The sequence below is a fragment of the Pseudoalteromonas sp. 2CM32C genome (assembly GCF_023161925.1).
Classification (GTDB): Bacteria; Pseudomonadota; Gammaproteobacteria; order Enterobacterales; family Alteromonadaceae; genus Pseudoalteromonas; species Pseudoalteromonas marina.
The window spans coordinates 38,823-57,383 of record NZ_JALNTI010000009.1 but is presented as its reverse complement, the minus strand read 5'-3'; the positions used below and the strand labels follow the sequence as shown (position 1 = coordinate 57,383).

Below are 18,561 nucleotides of genomic sequence, written 5' to 3'. Positions count from 1 at the left end.
CGAATTCTTGTACTGCCACTATTAAATACAAATAACAATTGATATCATTTACATATAAATAATTTAGATAACAATAACCCATGAGAAAAACACTTTTCAAAATTCATAGCTGGATTGCTCTCATTGCAATTATTCCATTAATTGTAATAAGTATTACTGGCAGTGTGCTTGTATTTAAAAGCGAGATAGATGGCTTACTTATGCCCGAAAGTCATTTTGTGATTAGCACTCAACCTGAACGTTTGAATATGGATGAGTTAATTTCCATCACTCAGAACGCTTATCCTGAGTATGTCATTGGTAGCTGGGAAATTTTTAACGACGATACTGCTGATCGGGTTTACTTAATCGAGCGCGAGTCGCAAGTTTGGTATAAATTTCATTTAAATCAATATACTGGTGATATTTTATCAACTCCCGTGGGAACGAGCCATTATTTTACAGATTGGTTTTTAGAACTCCATTACACCTTTTTACTCAATGATTTAAAAAGCTTACCAGGCCAAACAGGCACCGTTTTGGGGTTCTTTTTTGCTTTATTTTTATTGGTGCTTGGAATAACCGGCCTTATTATTTACCGAAAGTTTTGGCAACGCCTATTTACCGTGCGTTGGCGCGCAACATTACAAATCGTATTAAGTGATATTCATAAAATGACTGGTGTTATTGGCTCACCTATTTTAATTGTTTTAGCTATAACCGGTGGTTATTTTAATGGTGCCGTTTGGTATCACGAAGTACTTGAACATGTTGAAGAAGAACATTATGCCCTAACCAAAAACCTGTATAGCAAAAATGTTTCCTTCCAAGATATTTTAGATGACAGCAAGCAACAAATAGCCACGTTCAACAGCACTTACTTGGTTATGCCATTAGAACCTGACGACAACATTACTGTATTTGGTGAAGTAAATTCTAATAACCCACTGGCAAGTGAATACGCTAATACCGTTTCGTATAACAAAATCACTGGTGAGCATATTGCCAATTGGGATATACGCCAAGTAGGTCTTGGCTGGAAAGTGCTAGACAGCTTTCGTAAGCTTCATTTTGGTTACTTTGCTGGCCTAATAAGTAAAATACTTTGGAGTTTTATAGGCCTAAGCCCACTATGGCTAAGCGCTACTGGCTTTTATTTATGGTTCACACGCCGCAAACGTAAAAAACAATCGCAAAAAAATCGTCATAATAAACAACGAACAATAACCGCTTGATTAAAAAGTCACCCCAATGTAATGTTAAAAATCACATTGAGGTGGCTTATGAAATCTATAGTATTAGTTACATTATTTTTGGTATTTTTAAGTGCATGTAAAAGCACTCCAACAACGCCTACAGTAGAGCAACCCCAGCTTACTGCGCTTATTAATCACACCCGCTTTAAACAAATAGACACTCCCAGCGAGTTGAGTATTTTTGAATTGCCAAACGCCGAAAAAAAACGCTTTTTAGCTTATGCCGACCAGCAGCAACTAAATGGTGTTAGAACCGATCGTATTATTTACAACTATTTAGAAAACCAACTTAGCGATTTTAGTTACCATGGTGACACATTAACTTCTTCGCAAACTCTTACTCGCGCACACGGCAACTGTATTAGTTTAGCGGTTCTTACACAAAGTTATGCAAATGCGCTGGGGCTAGAAACAAGCTTTCAAGAAGTTACTAGTGAACCTGTGTACGCAAAAGAAAGTGGAATGGTCTATGTAGCTAATCATTTCAGAACCATGGTATATGCACCAAAAGTTGAGAAAAAAGAGAACGTTATTCAAGTTTTTCGCCCAGGTACCCTGATTGATTATTTTCCTACACGCGGTAGTTTTTATTCTGGCAGCGCCAGCTACAACGACTTAGTTGCGAAGTTTTATGGCAACTTAGCAGCTAAAGCATTTGCTGAAGAAAATCTTAACGCTGCTTATTCTTTTATTTTACAAGCCAATAAATTTACCCCGAATGATCCTGAGCTTTTTAACATGGCGGGTATGTTACATCGCCGTGCGGGAGATTTAAAAAACGCAGAAGTAATTTACGAAACAGCAATAAACAATAATTTATCGAGCGTCAATTTAGTTAATAACTATCAACTATTAGCTAAACAACTTGGTAAAACTGTACTTGTAGAGCAACTAACCAGCCAATTAAATTACAAAGAAAGAGATCCTTATGAACTGCTTGCTCTAGCAAAAAACGAATTACAAACCGGTTATATTAATCGAGCAAAAGACCACTTAGAGCTCGCTTTATTTAAAGCCCCCTATATCTCTGAGCTATACCTAGAGCTTGCTAAAGTTCGCTACCAGCAAGGTAAAACTGAGCGTTCAAAGCGACTTCTCAAAAAAGCAATTGAATACGAACGAGACGATAAAAAGTTAGACGTATATCAAGCCAAATTGTTGTCGCTACAATATAAATAGCAGGCTAAATTGAACTGTGGTTAATCGATTTACTACCCACAGTTCAACTAAGCTCATTAAATTTATTTAAAGCGAATAATAAAAGCTCAGCCATGCACGCATTTCATCATCAAAGCTGCTGCCCTCAACACGCGACACCCCCACATTAAATGTTAAATCGTTAACACCCGCAGGTCCCATGCCAAAGCTAAAATCACCTTGGTATTTTAAACCGTAACTTTGTGCGTAAACGCTACCATCTAATTGATGTTGAGTGTAATACAGCCACGGCATACCTTCTTTATATGCAACTCCGCCGCCATACCCTTGGTAACGCTCGGCAGTTGCACTATAAAAAGGCAGATCAGCAGCAAGCACAAATTCGCTATTGTAGTGTTGGTTTATAAGGTTTGAGTTAAACCCGCCTAGCGCAAGGCGTGCATCGTCTCGCTGCTTTTGTGTAAAGTTAATGTACAAAGGAGCGTAATACACCTTCCCAAATACGCTCGCATCGAGATCATAACCTTGCCAATTGTTTTCACTTTTACCTTCGTACCAACGGGCATTAATACGCTGTCCTATAGCAAACGTTTGGCGGTCATATTGCCAACTTTGAGCAAAACCGACACGCGTCCAACGAGTATGGCTTTGTTTGTAATCAGTATAGTTATAAGCAAGCTCAGGGGTTAAGCTTAATTGGCCAAACTTAAGTGGATAGCTCATTGCTACAAACCCACCAAGAGCATCTATTTCGTTATTTAAATTGCTTGGGCTTAAAGCTTGATATTGGCGTGAGGTATCTAAGTTGTAGTCATACAAAGCGAGTTTAAACTTAACATCAAGCGCATTGTATTTAGCGTTTACAAACCCGCCATGTAATGCATCATCGTTTAAGTCAATGCTATAACCGGCTTGCAGGTCTAGCTGCTTTAATAAATCACTGCTTTTAATACCCATACTTAATAAGCTGGTCGATGCAGAATAATACTGAGAACCCAACGCAAAGGTTGCATGCTGATCAAATATTGCATAATCGCGCTGTTCGCCAGCCTCTTGCGCGTATACTTTAGCCTCTGGCAATGTGTGCTCATTAACCATTAATAGCGGGGCTTTGCTATTAGCAGCTAAATCGGTCACCGTCGTTTTAATACTGGTATTCGCTAGGCTTTTTATATCAGGGCCGTCGGCATTAATCGATAAATAAAGCAGCGTTTCATCTTGCATTTCAATGGGGTGAGCAACCGCTTCTTGCCCATGTGTTAAACGCTTTAAGGTATTACTGGCTATATGGTAATTATAAATATCAGTCGCTTTATTTAATCCCGCAACAAAATAGATTGATTCGCCATTGTCACTAAAACTAGGTTGGGTTAAATATTGATACCCGTTTGGCATAGGTACAGGCTGGCTAATACCACCATCAACATCTTGTATATACATTTGCCAGTTTTCGTTTAAAGAAGCTGATAAATAAACTAATTTTTTATTATCGGGGCTAAGCGTGGGGTAATCGTATGCAGTATTTAAGCTTTTTTTGAACAACGGCGTTATGGTGCCGGTATTAATATCTACCTTTACTAATTCAGAATAGCCATCACGTATTTGCTCTGCATACAAAGTGTCACCGTCGCTTGTTGCACTAAAGCGTCTTAGCCCTGCAAACTCGGTTAGCTTTTCTACGTTGCCGGTTTCAATATTATAGCTAAATATATCAGACACCCGATTATAAATACCCGACTCTTCAGTACTATAAGCATTAAAATACAGTGTCGTGCTATTTACCCATTGCGGGTTGGCTATACCTGCCCGGTTTATTTGATTAAGTATTTGTTTTTGTTCACGCTTAAACACGCTCGGTGGCGTATCTGGTATATCGAGTGGGTCTTGCTTAATTAACTCATTTTGTGCCTTTTCAAAGCTCTCCATCGCTTTGGTGTTATCTTCGGTGCTATAAATAACGAGCTTAGTATTACGCTTGGCATCACGCTCTACTATTGCAAGCTTGCTGCCATCATGTGAAAGTGCTGGATTGCTTGCGTATAAATCAAGCTCTAGCCATAGCTCACTATCAAGTGGTTGCTCTCCTTGCTCTTGCTGCATGGCATTATACGTATATTCAGCAATAAAACGGCGATATAGCTTCGCTGCGCTTTGGCCAAACACACCTTCAAATGCTTCATCAAAATCACGCGACTTAACTGCCTGCATTCGGGTCCATATACTATCAAGTATTTGCTCAGAAAATGTTTGCTCTAGCCAATATAAAAACCGACTGCCCATCAAATAGGCCATAGAGCCACCCATAAAACCATTATCACTATTCAATTGCCCATAGGTTGGTAGCGCACCTTGTTGAGCAAATTCACGTAATATCGACTCAGAGTAATTATCAAATAAGCGCCCTCGTCCGGTCATTTTAGATTCAATTAACGTTGCATACCCTTCAGCAACCCAGCGCGGCGTATCACTGTAGGTTAAATCGTAAATATCCCACAAACCGCGCACTTTTTGCTGCCAGTGGTTGCGTGTAGGCTGGGCCAAATGCACTAAATGAATGTATTCGTGCAACACCAGTAACTGCTGCCAACCAGAACTGTTTGAAATCACCGTATCAGACTGCGGCGGGGTAGTAAAAAGTGCCATTACTGGGTTGCTTGATGTAGGCAAGGCAAACCCGTTCGCCGCATTTAAGGGGTCAAACACGACAACATCGACTATTTCATCGAGTGCACGATTTTGTTGTTCAAGCACTTTCGTGCGAACTATTTCAAGTTCAACCGCGGTCGATTTAGCAAAATCAATATGCTCAATGCTGTAGTGCACATTAAAATGCTCGGTATGAATGGTTTGCCAATCCGCAGCGAACGCGGGGGCAGCGAGCAACAAAGCTGAGGCAATGAGTGACTTTTTCACAATAATCCCTTAAGTAGCATCTTCAATAATGCTTAGAGTATTATTAAACTCACTGAGTTTGCAGTAAAAAAGTGTAATAAAGCATGTGCAAATGTGTTTTCGCACATACTTTATTGTTTGCAGAAATTACATCCAACTACGAGTGTCTGACTCAGCCTGTTTAAGCGTAAAATCAATCACAAAATCAGCGTCTTGCTCTTTTATGTATGGCATAAACGCAAAGCCATGAGCAAGTTGTATATACAGGCTTTTTAACCCTGATCGTCGCATTAAATAGGTACTTTCGCTGCTAGCACTTTGTACTTTATATAGTTCAAACACGCGATAATGTACGCCAATCATGCCTTTACGTACAACCATGTAAAATCGGCCATCATCTTCATGTAAATAGTAACCATAACGTTGATACGACAAGGTAACTAAGCCAGCAAATACAGCAAGCACACCCACGCTGATAAGGTAATTAAACTCATTAAAATAACAAAACACAGCAACAAGTAGACTAGGTAACAATGCATACAAGACTAAGTTTTTATACCAAAGTGCTCGCTCTGCCTGCTTAAATGCCAGTGCGCTGTTGTTAAACCACGGGTAAATCCACTGGCATACGCTGTTTACTTGCTCGTTATCTAATACAGGTAAAACTAAGGTTTGTTTATTTTTTTTAGCGGCTATACCCGCCATTGCACCACCGCTACTCGCTTGCAAAAATTCAACGGTAAAGCGCTTAAGTAACCGGGCAATAATATTTTGCTTAATGACAATCGACTGCACTTTGTCTAAGCTCATAGATAACTGGTGGCGCTCTAATAAACCGGCAATGCGTTTAAACTTTTTACCTTTAAAATAAAGCTGATAGTTATAAAAACGAATCAGCGACATTCCCACCGAAAGCAAAACAGCAATAAGTACCACAAGTACAAACATTGTGAATATAGCAAATAACGCTGCACTGGCTACAAGTCCAAGTTCTTGCTCGTAAAAGCCTTCTACTTTTGTGATTAATTGCTTTTCAAGCACATCGGCTACCACGTTTATGAGTGGTGCAATGGCTGCTAGCGCTAAAATAGCCATGTTTGACATTAAACCAAACTTGGCTATTTCTTTGTTAGAAATAAACAAACTACTTTGCTCAGTAGCCTCGTCTGTTTCTACTTCACTGTCTGGCTCAAGCTGCTGTTGGGCCTTGTAAGCAAATATTTGCTTTCGCATTTGCTCTGCGTAACCTTGGGTTACGCCCGGCAATACAGCTTCTTGAGCCGCGCTACCTGCCGCATCAAAAATACAATTAACCAGCGTTACTGGTTTAAAGTAAAAAGGCTCAGCAATATTTACATTTTGTACTCGCTCAAATTTAAGCGTTAAACGTTCTTTTTTAAAAACGCCTTTATTAAGGAGTATTTCGTTATCGCTTGAAATACAAAACCTAAAGTTTCTGTAATATAAAACCGAGTATAAAAGCAAAGCACTTACAGCCACTGCTGCTGCAATTTGCCCCCAGAATAGTTTGTTTTCTACTTGTGTAACAAATACAAAACCAAGCGGTAATAGGTTAAATATACCGTCACGCACAAAACGCACACCAAAATGGACAACAAAATACACAAGTGCCCAAGGCGATACCTTTTGCCACAATGTCACCTGGCCAGCATCCGTTTGTGTGGTATGAGGTGTAAAATCACTCATCGCCTGGTACAGCCTGAGTAGACGTTTGTTCTTGGCGGTAATCTTGAACAAACTGGCGCATATTTTTACAATCCATGTGTGTAAGCCCGCTTACTTGCAAATCGGCACTCATGCCACCGGCGCTATACAATTTTAAACTGGCTAAACCCAGCTTTCGCTCAATGGGGCCGCGGTGTATTTCAATGTGCTGTACGCGTGCTAGCGGTAAAATAGTAATCCGCTGCCAAATAATTCCTTTTTTAAACGCAATGTCGTGCTGACGCATAGCCACACCTTGCAATTTAATACTCGCAACGCTGTAAAGCATAGAAGCGAGAATTAAAATAGGCATACCAATTAATAAATACGTTTGCGCGTTATTCGCAAAATTTTCGTTGAAGTAACAAATTGCGGCTAATATTGCGCTAAAGGGAACATAAAACACTAACCAGTTAAGTTGTGCATGCAGCAGCGCTTTATCGGCAAGCGCTTTAAATTCAATGTTTTTATGCTGTGGTAAATCCGTTATTTGCTGATTGTTAAACACACTATTTCCTATACTGTTTTTATTATTTTATTCGTACACAAAGCCTAATTAGGCATATCTTATTATGCCCATTCTATAGATGTTACCAACGTATGGCTTTGCTGTGGTGCAAGGGTAACCGCATCATCTAATACATTGGCGGCTTCAAGGCATAACATGGTTTTGTATTCATCGTCAGCAAAATTAGACAAGCGCTTTGATTTTTCAATCCACGGATTCCAAAGCACACACGAACTAGAGTTTGCTCGCCCAACTTTAATAACTCCCTCGGGGGTATTTATGTATTGAATAGGTGCGGCTTGGGTATAAACCATATCGGTTTCACGTTCAAATCCAACAACCGCTTGTTGCGTAAAAGGTCCTTCAGCAAATTCAATATATTGCGCGCCTTGTAAGCCGTCAACATGTGTATTAGTAATATCTGACGTTGGAAAATATGTATGCAACGCTTGTGTATAGCTAAACGCCGTATCGCCTAAGTTTGTTGTGGTTAGTCTCACTTCAAGCGAATCACTTAAAACAAATTCCACCTTCAATGCCGACTGATGCGGCCAATATTCAGCGTTCACCAACTTCATGGGTAGTTTTAAGCTCACAGTAATACATTCCTCAGTTTCATTAACCTCATCAGCTTGCCACAAGCTGGTTCGGGCAAAACCGTGTGCGGGCCAACCACCGTTAGCATGTGTCCCAAACCAAGGCCAACAAATAGGAATACCACCGCGAATACTCATGCCTTCTGAGAACGTTTCATTACCCGACACCCAAATAAGAGGTTGCTTACCCTTAGGTGTAAATTGCGTAATTTGACCACCTTGCAAAAATATTTTTGCATCGCACAAATCACTTTCAATATTAATAAATTCAAGACCGGTTTCGGTGTGTTCAATGCTCACTGATGGCGATAATTTCATGCCTTTCCCTTTAATATTAATAATCACAACGTTCAATACTCTTACATATAACGTAAAGTATAAACCAAGCAAATAAGTTTTTGCTTATTCAGACAATCATTGTGAGCATATTGATAGTTGTATATCATGCACTTACTTAGTTTACACTTTAATTAATTACACACTAAACGCATAAAATGAATTGTAAAAAAGCAATTTGAGCAGTGTATTTAATAGTTTAAACGTAGCTAAAATGCTTAACTAAGCACTCCCACCTATTAAAAACCCTTAATTAAAGGGGGCTTGCTTTAAGGTAAATTAGTTTCTACTCTAATTAATAAAAACGAGTAATAGCAGTAAAAAATTAAATTTTTAATTTGAATTCAATTTATTTGATGTGTAACATTTCGCGATTATGGCAAAGCATCGCTTTTCGACGAGATAAACACATGCAAAAATATGACGAGTTATTGGTATCTTTACGTAAAGTGATCCGAGCGATTGATTTACACTCAAAGCAACTAAACAAAACAGCCGGCTTAACTGGCCCACAACTGCTTATAATGCACGAAGTGTCTCAAACTGATGGCATCACTGCTAGCCGCATTGCGCAAAATGTAAATTTAAGCCCAGCGACCGTAACTAATATTCTCGACAGAATTGAAAGCAGAGATCTGGTTACACGCGTTCGAAGCCAAATGGATAAACGTCGAGTGAGCTTACACCTCACCGAAAAAGGGAAAGAATTACTACTTAAAGCCCCTCAACCATTACAAGAACACTTCATAGAAAAGTTTTCTGGTCTGGCTGAATGGGAGCAGTCTTTATTACTTTCATCTATGCAGCGCATTGCAGCCATGATGGATGCAGACAAATTAGATGCATCTCCTTTGCTTGAAGTGGGTGCACTTACACAAGCGCCTAAAGAATAAAAAACAAACAATAAAAAATATAATGGTTTTGTACTAAGCTCTTAACCCAAGGTGTTATTAATATCTTGGGTTTTTATTTTTAACCAAACGAAAAGAAGCAGCTAATATGACCAAACTCTCAAAATTATCGCTCGCATTTATTTTAAGTAGTGTTTCGAGTACTTCTTACGCCACCGATATCGACACGCTTCAAAGTCAATTAAAACAACTACAGCAGCAAATGAAGCTGCTTGAACAAAAACTAGTTGAAGAAAAATCTAAACAGCAAAAAATTAACGAAAAACACCAAGAGCAAGTTGCACTTATCGAGAAAAAAGCTGACCAAAACGTTGTGGTGGCAGAAGCTCCGAAAGAAAAAAGCAGCGGCATAAAGGTCGGCGGTGCTATTCGTACTAACTTTAGTTATGCATCGTATGATGACGATAACGAAGACCGCGGCGGCGACTTCGATTTTGACGTTTTTAGACTTAATTTTTCTGGTGATGTAGGCGACGTTATTCTTAACGCAGAAATTCGCTTTTTTGATTACATGACCGCAGTAAAATATGCTTATGCAGCGTACGATTTTGCAGACGATTGGCAAGTACAAGCAGGTATCACCAAAGTACCCTTTGGTAACTGGCCTTATAATTCGCACAACTGGTTTTTTAACACCACCTATTACATCGGTTTAGAAGATGATCACGATTTAGGCATCATGTTTAAACGTAAAATTGCAGATAACTGGCAATTAGATCTTGGCTTTTTCAAAAACGATGAGCTTGGTGGCGTAGATGGCTACGTTGACAACCGCAGCGATCGCTATTCATACGATGTAGTTGGCGTAAGAGCCCCAGAAGACGGCATTTACGCAGAACCTGTAACCCAAATAGGCGAATACAATACGTTTTCGGGCCGTTACGGTTACCATTTTGAACATGACGGCGGCACAACCGAGTTAGGTTTTTCTGCGTTATCTGGCGGGTTACATGACGGTAATGACCGCGCAGGCGACTATTATGCATGGGCTATGCATCTAAATAGCAATATTGATGCATGGAACTTTCAGCTTCAACATGGTGAATACAACTACGACATAGATAATATTGATCGTATGGCCGTAGGTGCTTACTCGTTTTACGACAGTATTGCCGCAGAAGCAACCATGACCAATGCAAACATCGCTTACAGTATGCCAGTTGAGTGGGGCCCAGTGACAGGCCTACAATTTTATAACGATTACGGGATTATCTACGATAAATCTGACAACAGCGCAGATACGTGGATGAACGTGACGGGTGTTTCTGTAGCCGCTGGCGGCTTGTTTACCTACTTTGATTTTGTACATGCTAAAAACCAACCTTTCGTTGGTGGATCGATTGCCGGTGACAGCAGCGAAACAGAAAAACGCTTTAATATAAACATTGGTTATTATTTTTAATAACTACTGTTTAGTCTACAAAAAAGGGCATACTGGGTATGTCCTTTTTTATTGGAATAGCGTTTTAGCTTTATAATAAATGTAAAATTGGCCTACACTTTAAATTAGTCGCCACTCACTATAGCGCCGTCAATGAATATAAAATCGTCACTTATCTGTTACAAAAACATAGGGTTAAAAATGCTAGGCTTAACCTTAGTGGCGCTAGGCATTGTAGGCATTATGCTTCCGGTCATGCCCACGACTATATTTTTTATTTTGGCGCTCACTTGTTTTACTCGCTCATCTCCCGCACTTGCAAATTGGTTACTTAATCACCCTCGCTATGGTGTTACCTTGCAGCAATGGCAAGCTCATAAAGTGGTACCAACCAAAGCTAAGTACTTTGCCGCTATTGGTATGCTTACTGGCTTTATACTTTTACTTAATTCAACAGCACCTATTTGGGTTGTATACCTTGTAGCAGCAATAGAAATTGCGGTTATGATTTACCTTATTTTAAGACCCTCACAACCCCCTCAGCACTAAACCTCATTTAAACGCACTAACATTTAGCCTGAATTCAGGTTATTTAAAATATTAATGTAAAGTTACGTAAGTAAATTTGTAATAAGTAATGCAAATCATTATCATGTAATAAATTTTATTACATTAAATTATTTATGTCGTTTATTAATAAGCGAGCTTTGTACAGTACAAGCCGTGCCCTACATATTTATATTTCTACCGCTTTGTTTTTTTTACTCATTCTATTTTGCGTTAGCGGTATTGTACTTAACCATGTTGACTGGATTAAAAACGATAAAAGTAACGGGCAAGTCACCGCAACTATTCCAGCTGAGCTTGTAACTAAAGCCAACGCACAGCTAAATACACTGCCTTCGCTTTACCCAGAAATAGAAGCATATCTAGCTACACAATACTCACTCACCAAGGTAAAAAGTATTGAATGGGAAAAAGAAGACGCACTAGTCATGCTCGACTACCCCCTTCCGGCCGGTTTTGCTTATGCTGAGCTTGACTTTACAACAGGCGAGCTAAACCTCGATTACCAAACAGGCGGCTTTTTAAGCCTTATTGGCGATTTACATAAAGGTCGCTACACCGGTGAAGTGTGGAGCTGGGTAATTGATATCTCAGCGGTATTGATGATTATTTTTGCCATCACCGGCATGATTATTTTGTTTCAAAACAGAAAAAAACGCTTAGCAGGTATATGGATAACCGTTTTAGGCATCGCAACGCCATTGGTTATTTATTTATGCTGGGTACCACAAATTAAAGGAGTGTCTTAATGTTAAAAGTTAGTACTGTATTTAGCGCAGCATTATTAATGGTTGCCGCACTATTTCAAACAACGGTTCAGGCACAAACGCCACAGCTAGAGATTGAACTCACCCTACCCGACCTTGATGTACAACCTTATCATCGACCGTACGTTGCTGTGTGGCTAGAAACACCAGAGCGCAAACACGTAACAACGCTTGCACTTTGGGTTCAAAAAGCCGAATGGTTTAAAGACTTACGTCAATGGTGGCGTAAAGCAGGTAAAACCAATATTAACTTTGACGGTATAAGTGGCGCCACTAAGCGCGCTGGTACTTATACAATTGATTGGCAAGGTAAAGATTTAGACGGCAACGCCGTAGCACCTGGTAAATACCTTTTAAATATTGAAGTTGTTCGTGAAGAAGGAGGCCGTGATTACAAACGCCTCGAACTCGATTTAACAAAGCCAGGTAAAATTACCATCGATGGTAAAAAAGAGTTTTCAACCAGTTTTGTTACCGTAAACGCTAAGTAGTAGCTATTTATAATTCGAATTTAAAGGACAGAAAAATGAAAATTAATTTATTAAAAACCGCATTAATTGGCGCACTTAGCTTATCAGCGCTGGTATCTACATCAGCCAGTGCACATGGCCGTTGGTTATTACCATCACACACCTCACTTTCTGGCGATAAAGCGCATTATGTAATGATTGATGCGAGTATTTCTAACGAAATGTTTGCCCCCGACAAAGCCTTTAAGCCAAAAGAAAAAGACGCTCAATGGGACGACACATTACTCATGGCGCTTATGCCAAACGGCGAGCCGATTAGCGACACTATTCGTGCTTATTACTTAAAACGCAAAAGCTCAGCCGCAGTTAGTTTAACTGAACAGGGCACCTACCACATTGCAATGACACAAAAGCCAATGTACATGACCTTTTATAAAGATGAAGAAGGTAAACGCAAACGTGTATTTGGCAAAAAAACAGACGCTAAATTACCTAGCAACGCTCAAGGCGTACGCACCACTAAAGTGATTTCAACGGTAGACACGTTTGTAAGCCGTAACGGTACATCTAAGCCTGCATTATTAGGTTTAGGCCTTGAACTAAGCGGCCCAACCCATCCAAACGATTTATTTGTAGGCGAGCAAGCGCGTTTTCAATTACTACAAGACGGGAAGCCTGCAGGCGAAGGTATTGAAGTAAATATTTTAAGAGGCGACACTCGCTACCGTAACGAACGTGGCGAAGTAAAAGTAACCACCGATAAAAACGGCTTCTTTACAACAACATGGAACGCACCGGGTATGTATTTAATTGAAACCGCCACTGAAGTTGATGTAAATGAAGAGGGCGTAGACTCAGGTCGTTATGCATTATTTACAACACTTGAAGTTGCGCCTGAGTAATTTTTTAGGCATTTATTTAAACGTATTTTCTAAGCCAAGTTTTTAACTTGGCTTTTTTATGCCTATCACTTTTTTTCAATCTCTCTTTTACTTTTTATTGATTTCGCAACCATTCGCCACAAGATTACAACAGTAACGATCTAATCGTCTGTAACGTACGTAAACAGTGGCCTTACTTATTAAAAACGTGAATAACATAGATGGTTTTTATCTTTGCACGTAGTTGAGCGCTTCTATATGATTCGCTCCTTTTTCAAACTCACCAAAACAACGACGTTCTTAAGGAACATAAATGACTTTTAAGCGTTTATCAGCCAATAAATTAGCACTTAGCCTGGCCGTAACCTCTGCACTTGGCGGCTCTTTTGTTACAGCTAATGCAGCAGAGCAAGATACTCAGGCACAAGAGAATATCGAAGTAATCTCAGTAACAGGTACTCGCCGTAGTTTGCGAAGTATTGCTGAAAGCTCAGTGCCAGTAGATATTATTACTAGCAGCGACATGGCAAGCACAGGCCAACTTGAGATTAGCCAAGTTCTTGCCAACCAAGTGCCTAGCTTTAACTTTCCAAGTGCCACTTTAGGTGATGGAACAGACCACGCAAAACCTGCTGTACTGCGCGGCCTAGCGCCCGATCACACTTTAGTGCTTATCAATGGTAAACGCCGTCACTCTGGCGCGCTTTTAAACTTAGCAGGTGTTGTAGGTAGAGGATCTACTGCGGTCGATTTAAACATGATCCCTACATCAGCCATTAAGCGCGTAGAAGTACTTCGCGATGGCGCTGCAGCGCAATACGGCTCTGATGCCATTGCTGGGGTGATTAATATTGTTTTAAAGGATGCCTCTGAAGGCGGTAATGTAAGCGTAACCTATGGTGAATACGATACACAAATGGCGGGCGCACCGAACTTAGAAAGCACCTACGCAGATGCAAACGGTGATCTTGCATTTAACCTAGGTGATGACCGCGAAATTAGCGATGGCGCCACACGCACAATTAGCGCTAACTCTGGATTTGCATTATCAGACAGCGGCTTTGTAAACGTATCGATTGAATACCGCGATAACAGCCCAACACAACGCTCTGGTTTTGACCCTCGCGAGCAATATAGCCGCCTTGACGATGGCAGCCTAGACCCGCGCGAATTTACTATTGACCGTTACAACCATCGTTTTGGTAAAGCTGACCTTGAAGATTACGCTTTATTTTACAATATGGGTTACGAGCTAGATAACAGCCTTAACCTGTATTCATTTGGTAGCTACTCAAAACGAGAAGGTAACTCAGGTGGCTTTTACCGCCGTGGGCAAGACAGCCGTAACGTATTAGCACTCTACCCAGATGGCTTTTTACCGCAAATTGAAACCGATGTTGAAGACTACTCATTTGCCCTAGGTCTAGAAAGTGAAACAGGCGACTGGACATGGGATGTAAGTGCCAACTATGGCCGCAACGACTTTGCATTGGGCGTTGTAAATAGCCTAAATACGTCTTTGGGTGCTACCAGCCCCACCGAATTTGATAACGGCGCACTAGTTTATGACCAATTTATAGTCAATGGTGATGCAAGCACAACCCTTGATTTAGGGTTACCTGACGACGTATTTTTTACTCTAGGTGCTGAATACCGCCACGAAAGCTATAAAATAGAACAAGGTGAAGAAGCCTCTTACATTACTGCACTTGATAGCAATGGCAATCCAATTGCTGCCGGTGGCGCACAAGTACTTTCGGGTTTTGGTCCAGAAAGCGTAACCGATGAAAGCCGCCATAACGTTGCACTATTTGTTGAGTTTGACACTTACCTAACCGACAACTGGAACATGGTTTTAGCAAGCCGCTACGAAGATTACAGCGACTTTGGTAACACTTTTACCTCAAAACTTGCAACACGTTACAGCGTAAACGAAAACTTATCTTTACGTGGGGCAATTAGCACAGGTTTCCGTGCACCATCGCTTGCACAAAGCTCGTATCGCCAAATTTCAACCGTACTTGAAAACAACCAAGCGTTTGAAGTAGGCCTATTCCCAACAGATGCACCCGCAGCGCAAGCACTTGGCGCAAAACAGTTAGACGCTGAAGACTCAGTTAACTTAACTGCTGGTTTTGTTTACACCCAAGGTAACTTTAGCTTAACGGTTGATGCCTACCGTATTGATATTGATGACCGTATTGTACTCTCGGAAAACTTAAGCGGTGCCGCAGTACAGCAAATTTTAGCGGATGCTGGTGAGTTAAATACCGAAAGCGTACGCTACTTTACTAACGCAATCGACTCGCGCACGCAAGGCGTAGACATTGTTGCAACTTACCTACTTCAGTTAGATAACTTTGGCGATGTGCGCTTAAACGCAGCGGCTAACTTTAACGATACCGAAGTGACACACGTTGACGATAATCCTGAACAACTAAACTCTTTAGGAGACGACTACGTTGTATTTGCACGCCGTGAAGTAGGTCGTTTTGAAGAAGGCACACCAGACAACAAACTGAATCTGTCGGCCGTGTGGAACTTTAACGAATGGCAAACAACGTTACGTGCAACACGTTACGGTGAAGTTGCTGATATTTCCACAACAAGCGATCGCGATGAATACCTAGACGCTAAATGGATAACCGATTTAGAAGTGGCATATCGTCCTAATGACGAATGGAAATTTGCACTGGGTGCCAATAACTTATTTGACCAATACCCGCAAGCTACGGTTGATAACATTGGTTACTCTACCTTTAGCCAAATATTCCCGTACACACCCTATACACCGTACAGTTTAGATGGCCGCTTTTTATACGGTAACATTACTTACAGCTTTTAATTTGTATAATTAAAACCAGTCGTTAAAACAAAAAGGATGCGCTATGCATCCTTTTTATTAATAGTTAGTAATTTTAACCACTAATTAGTCTTTTAATTTTTAGCAAAAAACTAAATTCATTATAAAACAAACACTTAAATTTAGGCCCCATTATTGCTCTAGTCTTGTTATATTAACAAATAACGTCACATTAAAAGGACTAACCATGAGCTCATCAACTGTATCTACCATTGCTAAACCACTTTCGCTAATTAGCGGTATTTTATTATTAAGTGGCTGCGTGTTTCATATTTCGCCAAGCGTTGCATCGGTAAAACAAACACAACAACTTACATTACCTAGCAATAACCTTGAATACCTAGACGTATTAAGCGGCGCAGGTTCACTTAAAATAATGGGCTCATCAACAGCAACCAGTATTAATGTTGACGCCACTATTTACACAGCCGATATTGACGACGAATACGAACTCACACTCGATCAGAGTGGAACTAAAGCAAAGCTTGTTGCCCAAAATACAAGTAATAATGGAATTAGCTTTTACAGCGGTCAATCGCCAAGCATTAATTTAGTGGTCACAGTCCCTAACAACCTTAAGCTAGATATTGATGATGGCTCGGGCGATATAACTATTAACGCCATGACAAATAATATTGATGTAAAAGATGGCTCTGGCAGCTTATCAATCAATGGCGCTAAAAACCTAAACATAGACGATGGCTCGGGCGATATTTCGCTTCAAAGCATCACTGGTAACCTAGATCTTAACGATGGTTCGGGCAGCATTACTATTAATAACGTTAATGGCAATGCAAATATTGATGATGGCTCAGGCGATATGAATGTAAGCAATGTGCGCGGTACATTAACCGTTGAAGACGGGTCGGGAAGCATAGCAATACAACATATTAATGGCGCTGTAGACGTTGAAGATAACTCGGGCGACTTAACCATTGAGCATGTTGATGCAAACGTTACCATTGAAGATGGTTCGGGCAGTATTCGTGTTAATCATGCAAAATCATTGACTATTACTGAAGCAGGTTCTGGCGATGTAAGCATTGATAATGTGAACGGCCCTGTAAAATACAACCAATAAGATCAGGTGTATCACCTCAGCTTTAAATAATAAAATGCACTTAGCATGCGCTTAAGTGCATTTCTTTTTAAAAACTTTATAACCCACTAATAGCCAACTAACTCTGCATAACCTTTACCTTTAAAACCACCTTGGGTTTTAATTCGCCCCTCCCAGTAGGGAATACTCAATTGATTACGTGAATCGGGGTTGCGCGCTTCAATTATAATAGGTTCGAACCCTTTAATCTTGAGGTGCCATTTAACTGGGTAGGTTTTACTACTGGCAGTTGTTTGGGTTGTAAGCTCAGATGTTTTTAATACCTGTAAGGTCACGTCATTATTTGCAATAGCGCGCACAACCCCACCGGAAGTAATGTGCGATGCACTGCAGTAATCATAACTTTGCTGGCCATTACGAATACAAAATGCCATCAAACCACCCTGCTTTTTATCATCAGCCTGAATGCTAAACCAGTCCCACCCATTTTGGCTCGGATCGATTAACGCCGAAGACCACTCTCTGTCTAACCAAGCATCTCCGGTTACTTTATACGTTTCACCTGCAAATGTGATGTTGCCTTTGGCTTGTAAAAACGGATAGCTGTAATAATAAGAGGCATGCCCTTGGTGAGTTTTTTGGCTATAACCTCGCTCGCCATGCTTTACAAGCGGGCTATTAGCCAGCACCAAATTAGCACTGTAATTTTCCTGCTGCGCCTTTAAGTTAAGCGGTAAAAATGTTGCCTCTTTACTTACTAACTGCCAATCATCTAAGCGAGCCTCAAATGGCTGCGCAGTAATATTAACTTGCCCCGAGCGACCGTACTTTTCAAACGCATGGTGCTGGGTATCTGATTGTATTGCAAAGTGAGCAAAATACAGCTGCCCGTTCCACCATGGCGACGTTTCAGTTGCAGTGTTTTTATCATCAACAGAGAGCCTAAATAAAGTCCATTGCACACCAAAGGTGTCGCCATTATCGGCCTCTAAATTAGCAGTAACGTACCACCATTCAATACCTTGCTGATGATGCGCCCCATGGTCGCGTGGAAAGCTCAGCCCTTGGTGTTTATTTACAGGTTCACCAAATTGCTGTGCAAATCCGCTATGCATTGGTTTATTTTTACTTATTTGCTCTACTTCTGGCTGGCACGCGCTTAATGTGCCAATAAAAACAAAGATAACGGCTGCTTTTAGTCTATTCATGTA

At 40.5% G+C, this 18,561-nt stretch carries 15 protein-coding genes; 10 read left to right on the top strand and 5 right to left on the bottom strand.

Annotation, left to right across the window (positions count from 1 at the left end; translation table 11 throughout):
- Window positions 1–80: 80 nt before the first annotated feature.
- Window positions 81–1,214 (top strand): PepSY-associated TM helix domain-containing protein, encoded by a 1,134-nt coding sequence (locus MTF67_RS15090; RefSeq protein ID WP_248519990.1) that lies wholly within the window; start codon window positions 81–83, stop codon window positions 1,212–1,214.
- A 48-nt stretch (window positions 1,215–1,262) separates the two neighbouring features.
- On the top strand, window positions 1,263–2,414 hold the full coding sequence (locus MTF67_RS15085) for a hypothetical protein (RefSeq protein ID WP_006792510.1): 1,152 nt from the start codon (window positions 1,263–1,265) through the stop codon (window positions 2,412–2,414).
- A 66-nt stretch (window positions 2,415–2,480) separates the two neighbouring features.
- Here MTF67_RS15085 and MTF67_RS15080 read toward each other — a convergent pair whose 3' ends face one another.
- From MTF67_RS15080 to MTF67_RS15065, 4 genes are all read right to left on the bottom strand, one after another.
- The gene (locus MTF67_RS15080; RefSeq protein WP_248519989.1) at window positions 2,481–5,306 is read right to left on the bottom strand and encodes a hypothetical protein; all 2,826 of its coding nucleotides are present in this window, start codon (window positions 5,304–5,306) and stop codon (window positions 2,481–2,483) included.
- A gap of 126 nt (window positions 5,307–5,432) precedes the next feature.
- On the bottom strand, window positions 5,433–6,992 hold the full coding sequence (locus MTF67_RS15075) for a PH domain-containing protein (protein WP_248519988.1): 1,560 nt from the start codon (window positions 6,990–6,992) through the stop codon (window positions 5,433–5,435).
- Window positions 6,985–7,518: a PH domain-containing protein gene (locus MTF67_RS15070; RefSeq protein ID WP_248519987.1), complete on the bottom strand. Its 534-nt coding sequence runs from the start codon at window positions 7,516–7,518 to the stop codon at window positions 6,985–6,987. Before MTF67_RS15070 ends, MTF67_RS15075 begins: the two co-directional genes overlap by 8 nt.
- A 62-nt stretch (window positions 7,519–7,580) precedes the next feature.
- A complete protein-coding gene (locus MTF67_RS15065; protein ID WP_248519986.1) occupies window positions 7,581–8,432 on the bottom strand; it encodes a D-hexose-6-phosphate mutarotase in 852 nt (283 codons plus the stop codon).
- A 428-nt stretch (window positions 8,433–8,860) separates the two neighbouring features.
- Between MTF67_RS15065 and MTF67_RS15060 the strand changes: the two genes are divergently transcribed.
- From MTF67_RS15060 to MTF67_RS15025, 8 genes are all read left to right on the top strand, one after another.
- A complete protein-coding gene (locus MTF67_RS15060; RefSeq protein ID WP_008131907.1) occupies window positions 8,861–9,343 on the top strand; it encodes a MarR family transcriptional regulator in 483 nt (160 codons plus the stop codon).
- 106 nt (window positions 9,344–9,449) lie between these two features.
- Window positions 9,450–10,763: a porin gene (locus MTF67_RS15055; protein WP_248519985.1), complete on the top strand. Its 1,314-nt coding sequence runs from the start codon at window positions 9,450–9,452 to the stop codon at window positions 10,761–10,763.
- Window positions 10,764–10,895: 132 nt separating this feature from the next.
- Window positions 10,896–11,291: a YbaN family protein gene (locus MTF67_RS15050; RefSeq protein WP_006792518.1), complete on the top strand. Its 396-nt coding sequence runs from the start codon at window positions 10,896–10,898 to the stop codon at window positions 11,289–11,291.
- 134 nt (window positions 11,292–11,425) lie between these two features.
- A complete protein-coding gene (locus tag MTF67_RS15045; RefSeq protein ID WP_248519984.1) occupies window positions 11,426–12,058 on the top strand; it encodes a PepSY-associated TM helix domain-containing protein in 633 nt (210 codons plus the stop codon).
- Window positions 12,058–12,567 carry a DUF2271 domain-containing protein gene (locus tag MTF67_RS15040; RefSeq protein WP_006792520.1) on the top strand — a complete coding sequence of 170 codons (510 nt, stop codon included), beginning with the start codon at window positions 12,058–12,060 and terminating at the stop codon, window positions 12,565–12,567. Before MTF67_RS15045 ends, MTF67_RS15040 begins: the two co-directional genes overlap by 1 nt.
- Before the next feature lie 35 nt (window positions 12,568–12,602).
- Complete coding sequence (locus tag MTF67_RS15035; RefSeq protein WP_248519983.1) at window positions 12,603–13,448, top strand: DUF4198 domain-containing protein; 846 nt, start codon at window positions 12,603–12,605, stop codon at window positions 13,446–13,448.
- A 292-nt stretch (window positions 13,449–13,740) separates the two neighbouring features.
- On the top strand, window positions 13,741–16,272 hold the full coding sequence (locus tag MTF67_RS15030) for a TonB-dependent receptor (RefSeq protein ID WP_248519982.1): 2,532 nt from the start codon (window positions 13,741–13,743) through the stop codon (window positions 16,270–16,272).
- 205 nt (window positions 16,273–16,477) lie between these two features.
- Complete coding sequence (locus MTF67_RS15025; protein ID WP_248519981.1) at window positions 16,478–17,371, top strand: DUF4097 domain-containing protein; 894 nt, start codon at window positions 16,478–16,480, stop codon at window positions 17,369–17,371.
- Window positions 17,372–17,457: 86 nt separating this feature from the next.
- Here MTF67_RS15025 and MTF67_RS15020 read toward each other — a convergent pair whose 3' ends face one another.
- Window positions 17,458–18,558, bottom strand: coding sequence for a lipocalin-like domain-containing protein (locus tag MTF67_RS15020; RefSeq protein WP_248519980.1), 1,101 nt, complete (start codon window positions 18,556–18,558; stop codon window positions 17,458–17,460).
- Window positions 18,559–18,561: the final 3 nt, after the last annotated feature.

Coding starts and splice junctions, on each gene's coding strand:
- MTF67_RS15090 (WP_248519990.1), top strand. CDS start 81: ATGAGAAAAACACTTTTCAAAATTCATAGCTGGATTGCTCTCATTGCA.
- MTF67_RS15085 (WP_006792510.1), top strand. CDS start 1,263: ATGAAATCTATAGTATTAGTTACATTATTTTTGGTATTTTTAAGTGCA.
- MTF67_RS15075 (WP_248519988.1), bottom strand. CDS start 6,992: ATGAGTGATTTTACACCTCATACCACACAAACGGATGCTGGCCAGGTG.
- MTF67_RS15065 (WP_248519986.1), bottom strand. CDS start 8,432: ATGAAATTATCGCCATCAGTGAGCATTGAACACACCGAAACCGGTCTT.
- MTF67_RS15060 (WP_008131907.1), top strand. CDS start 8,861: ATGCAAAAATATGACGAGTTATTGGTATCTTTACGTAAAGTGATCCGA.
- MTF67_RS15055 (WP_248519985.1), top strand. CDS start 9,450: ATGACCAAACTCTCAAAATTATCGCTCGCATTTATTTTAAGTAGTGTT.
- MTF67_RS15050 (WP_006792518.1), top strand. CDS start 10,896: ATGAATATAAAATCGTCACTTATCTGTTACAAAAACATAGGGTTAAAA.
- MTF67_RS15045 (WP_248519984.1), top strand. CDS start 11,426: ATGTCGTTTATTAATAAGCGAGCTTTGTACAGTACAAGCCGTGCCCTA.
- MTF67_RS15040 (WP_006792520.1), top strand. CDS start 12,058: ATGTTAAAAGTTAGTACTGTATTTAGCGCAGCATTATTAATGGTTGCC.
- MTF67_RS15035 (WP_248519983.1), top strand. CDS start 12,603: ATGAAAATTAATTTATTAAAAACCGCATTAATTGGCGCACTTAGCTTA.
- MTF67_RS15030 (WP_248519982.1), top strand. CDS start 13,741: ATGACTTTTAAGCGTTTATCAGCCAATAAATTAGCACTTAGCCTGGCC.
- MTF67_RS15025 (WP_248519981.1), top strand. CDS start 16,478: ATGAGCTCATCAACTGTATCTACCATTGCTAAACCACTTTCGCTAATT.
- MTF67_RS15020 (WP_248519980.1), bottom strand. CDS start 18,558: ATGAATAGACTAAAAGCAGCCGTTATCTTTGTTTTTATTGGCACATTA.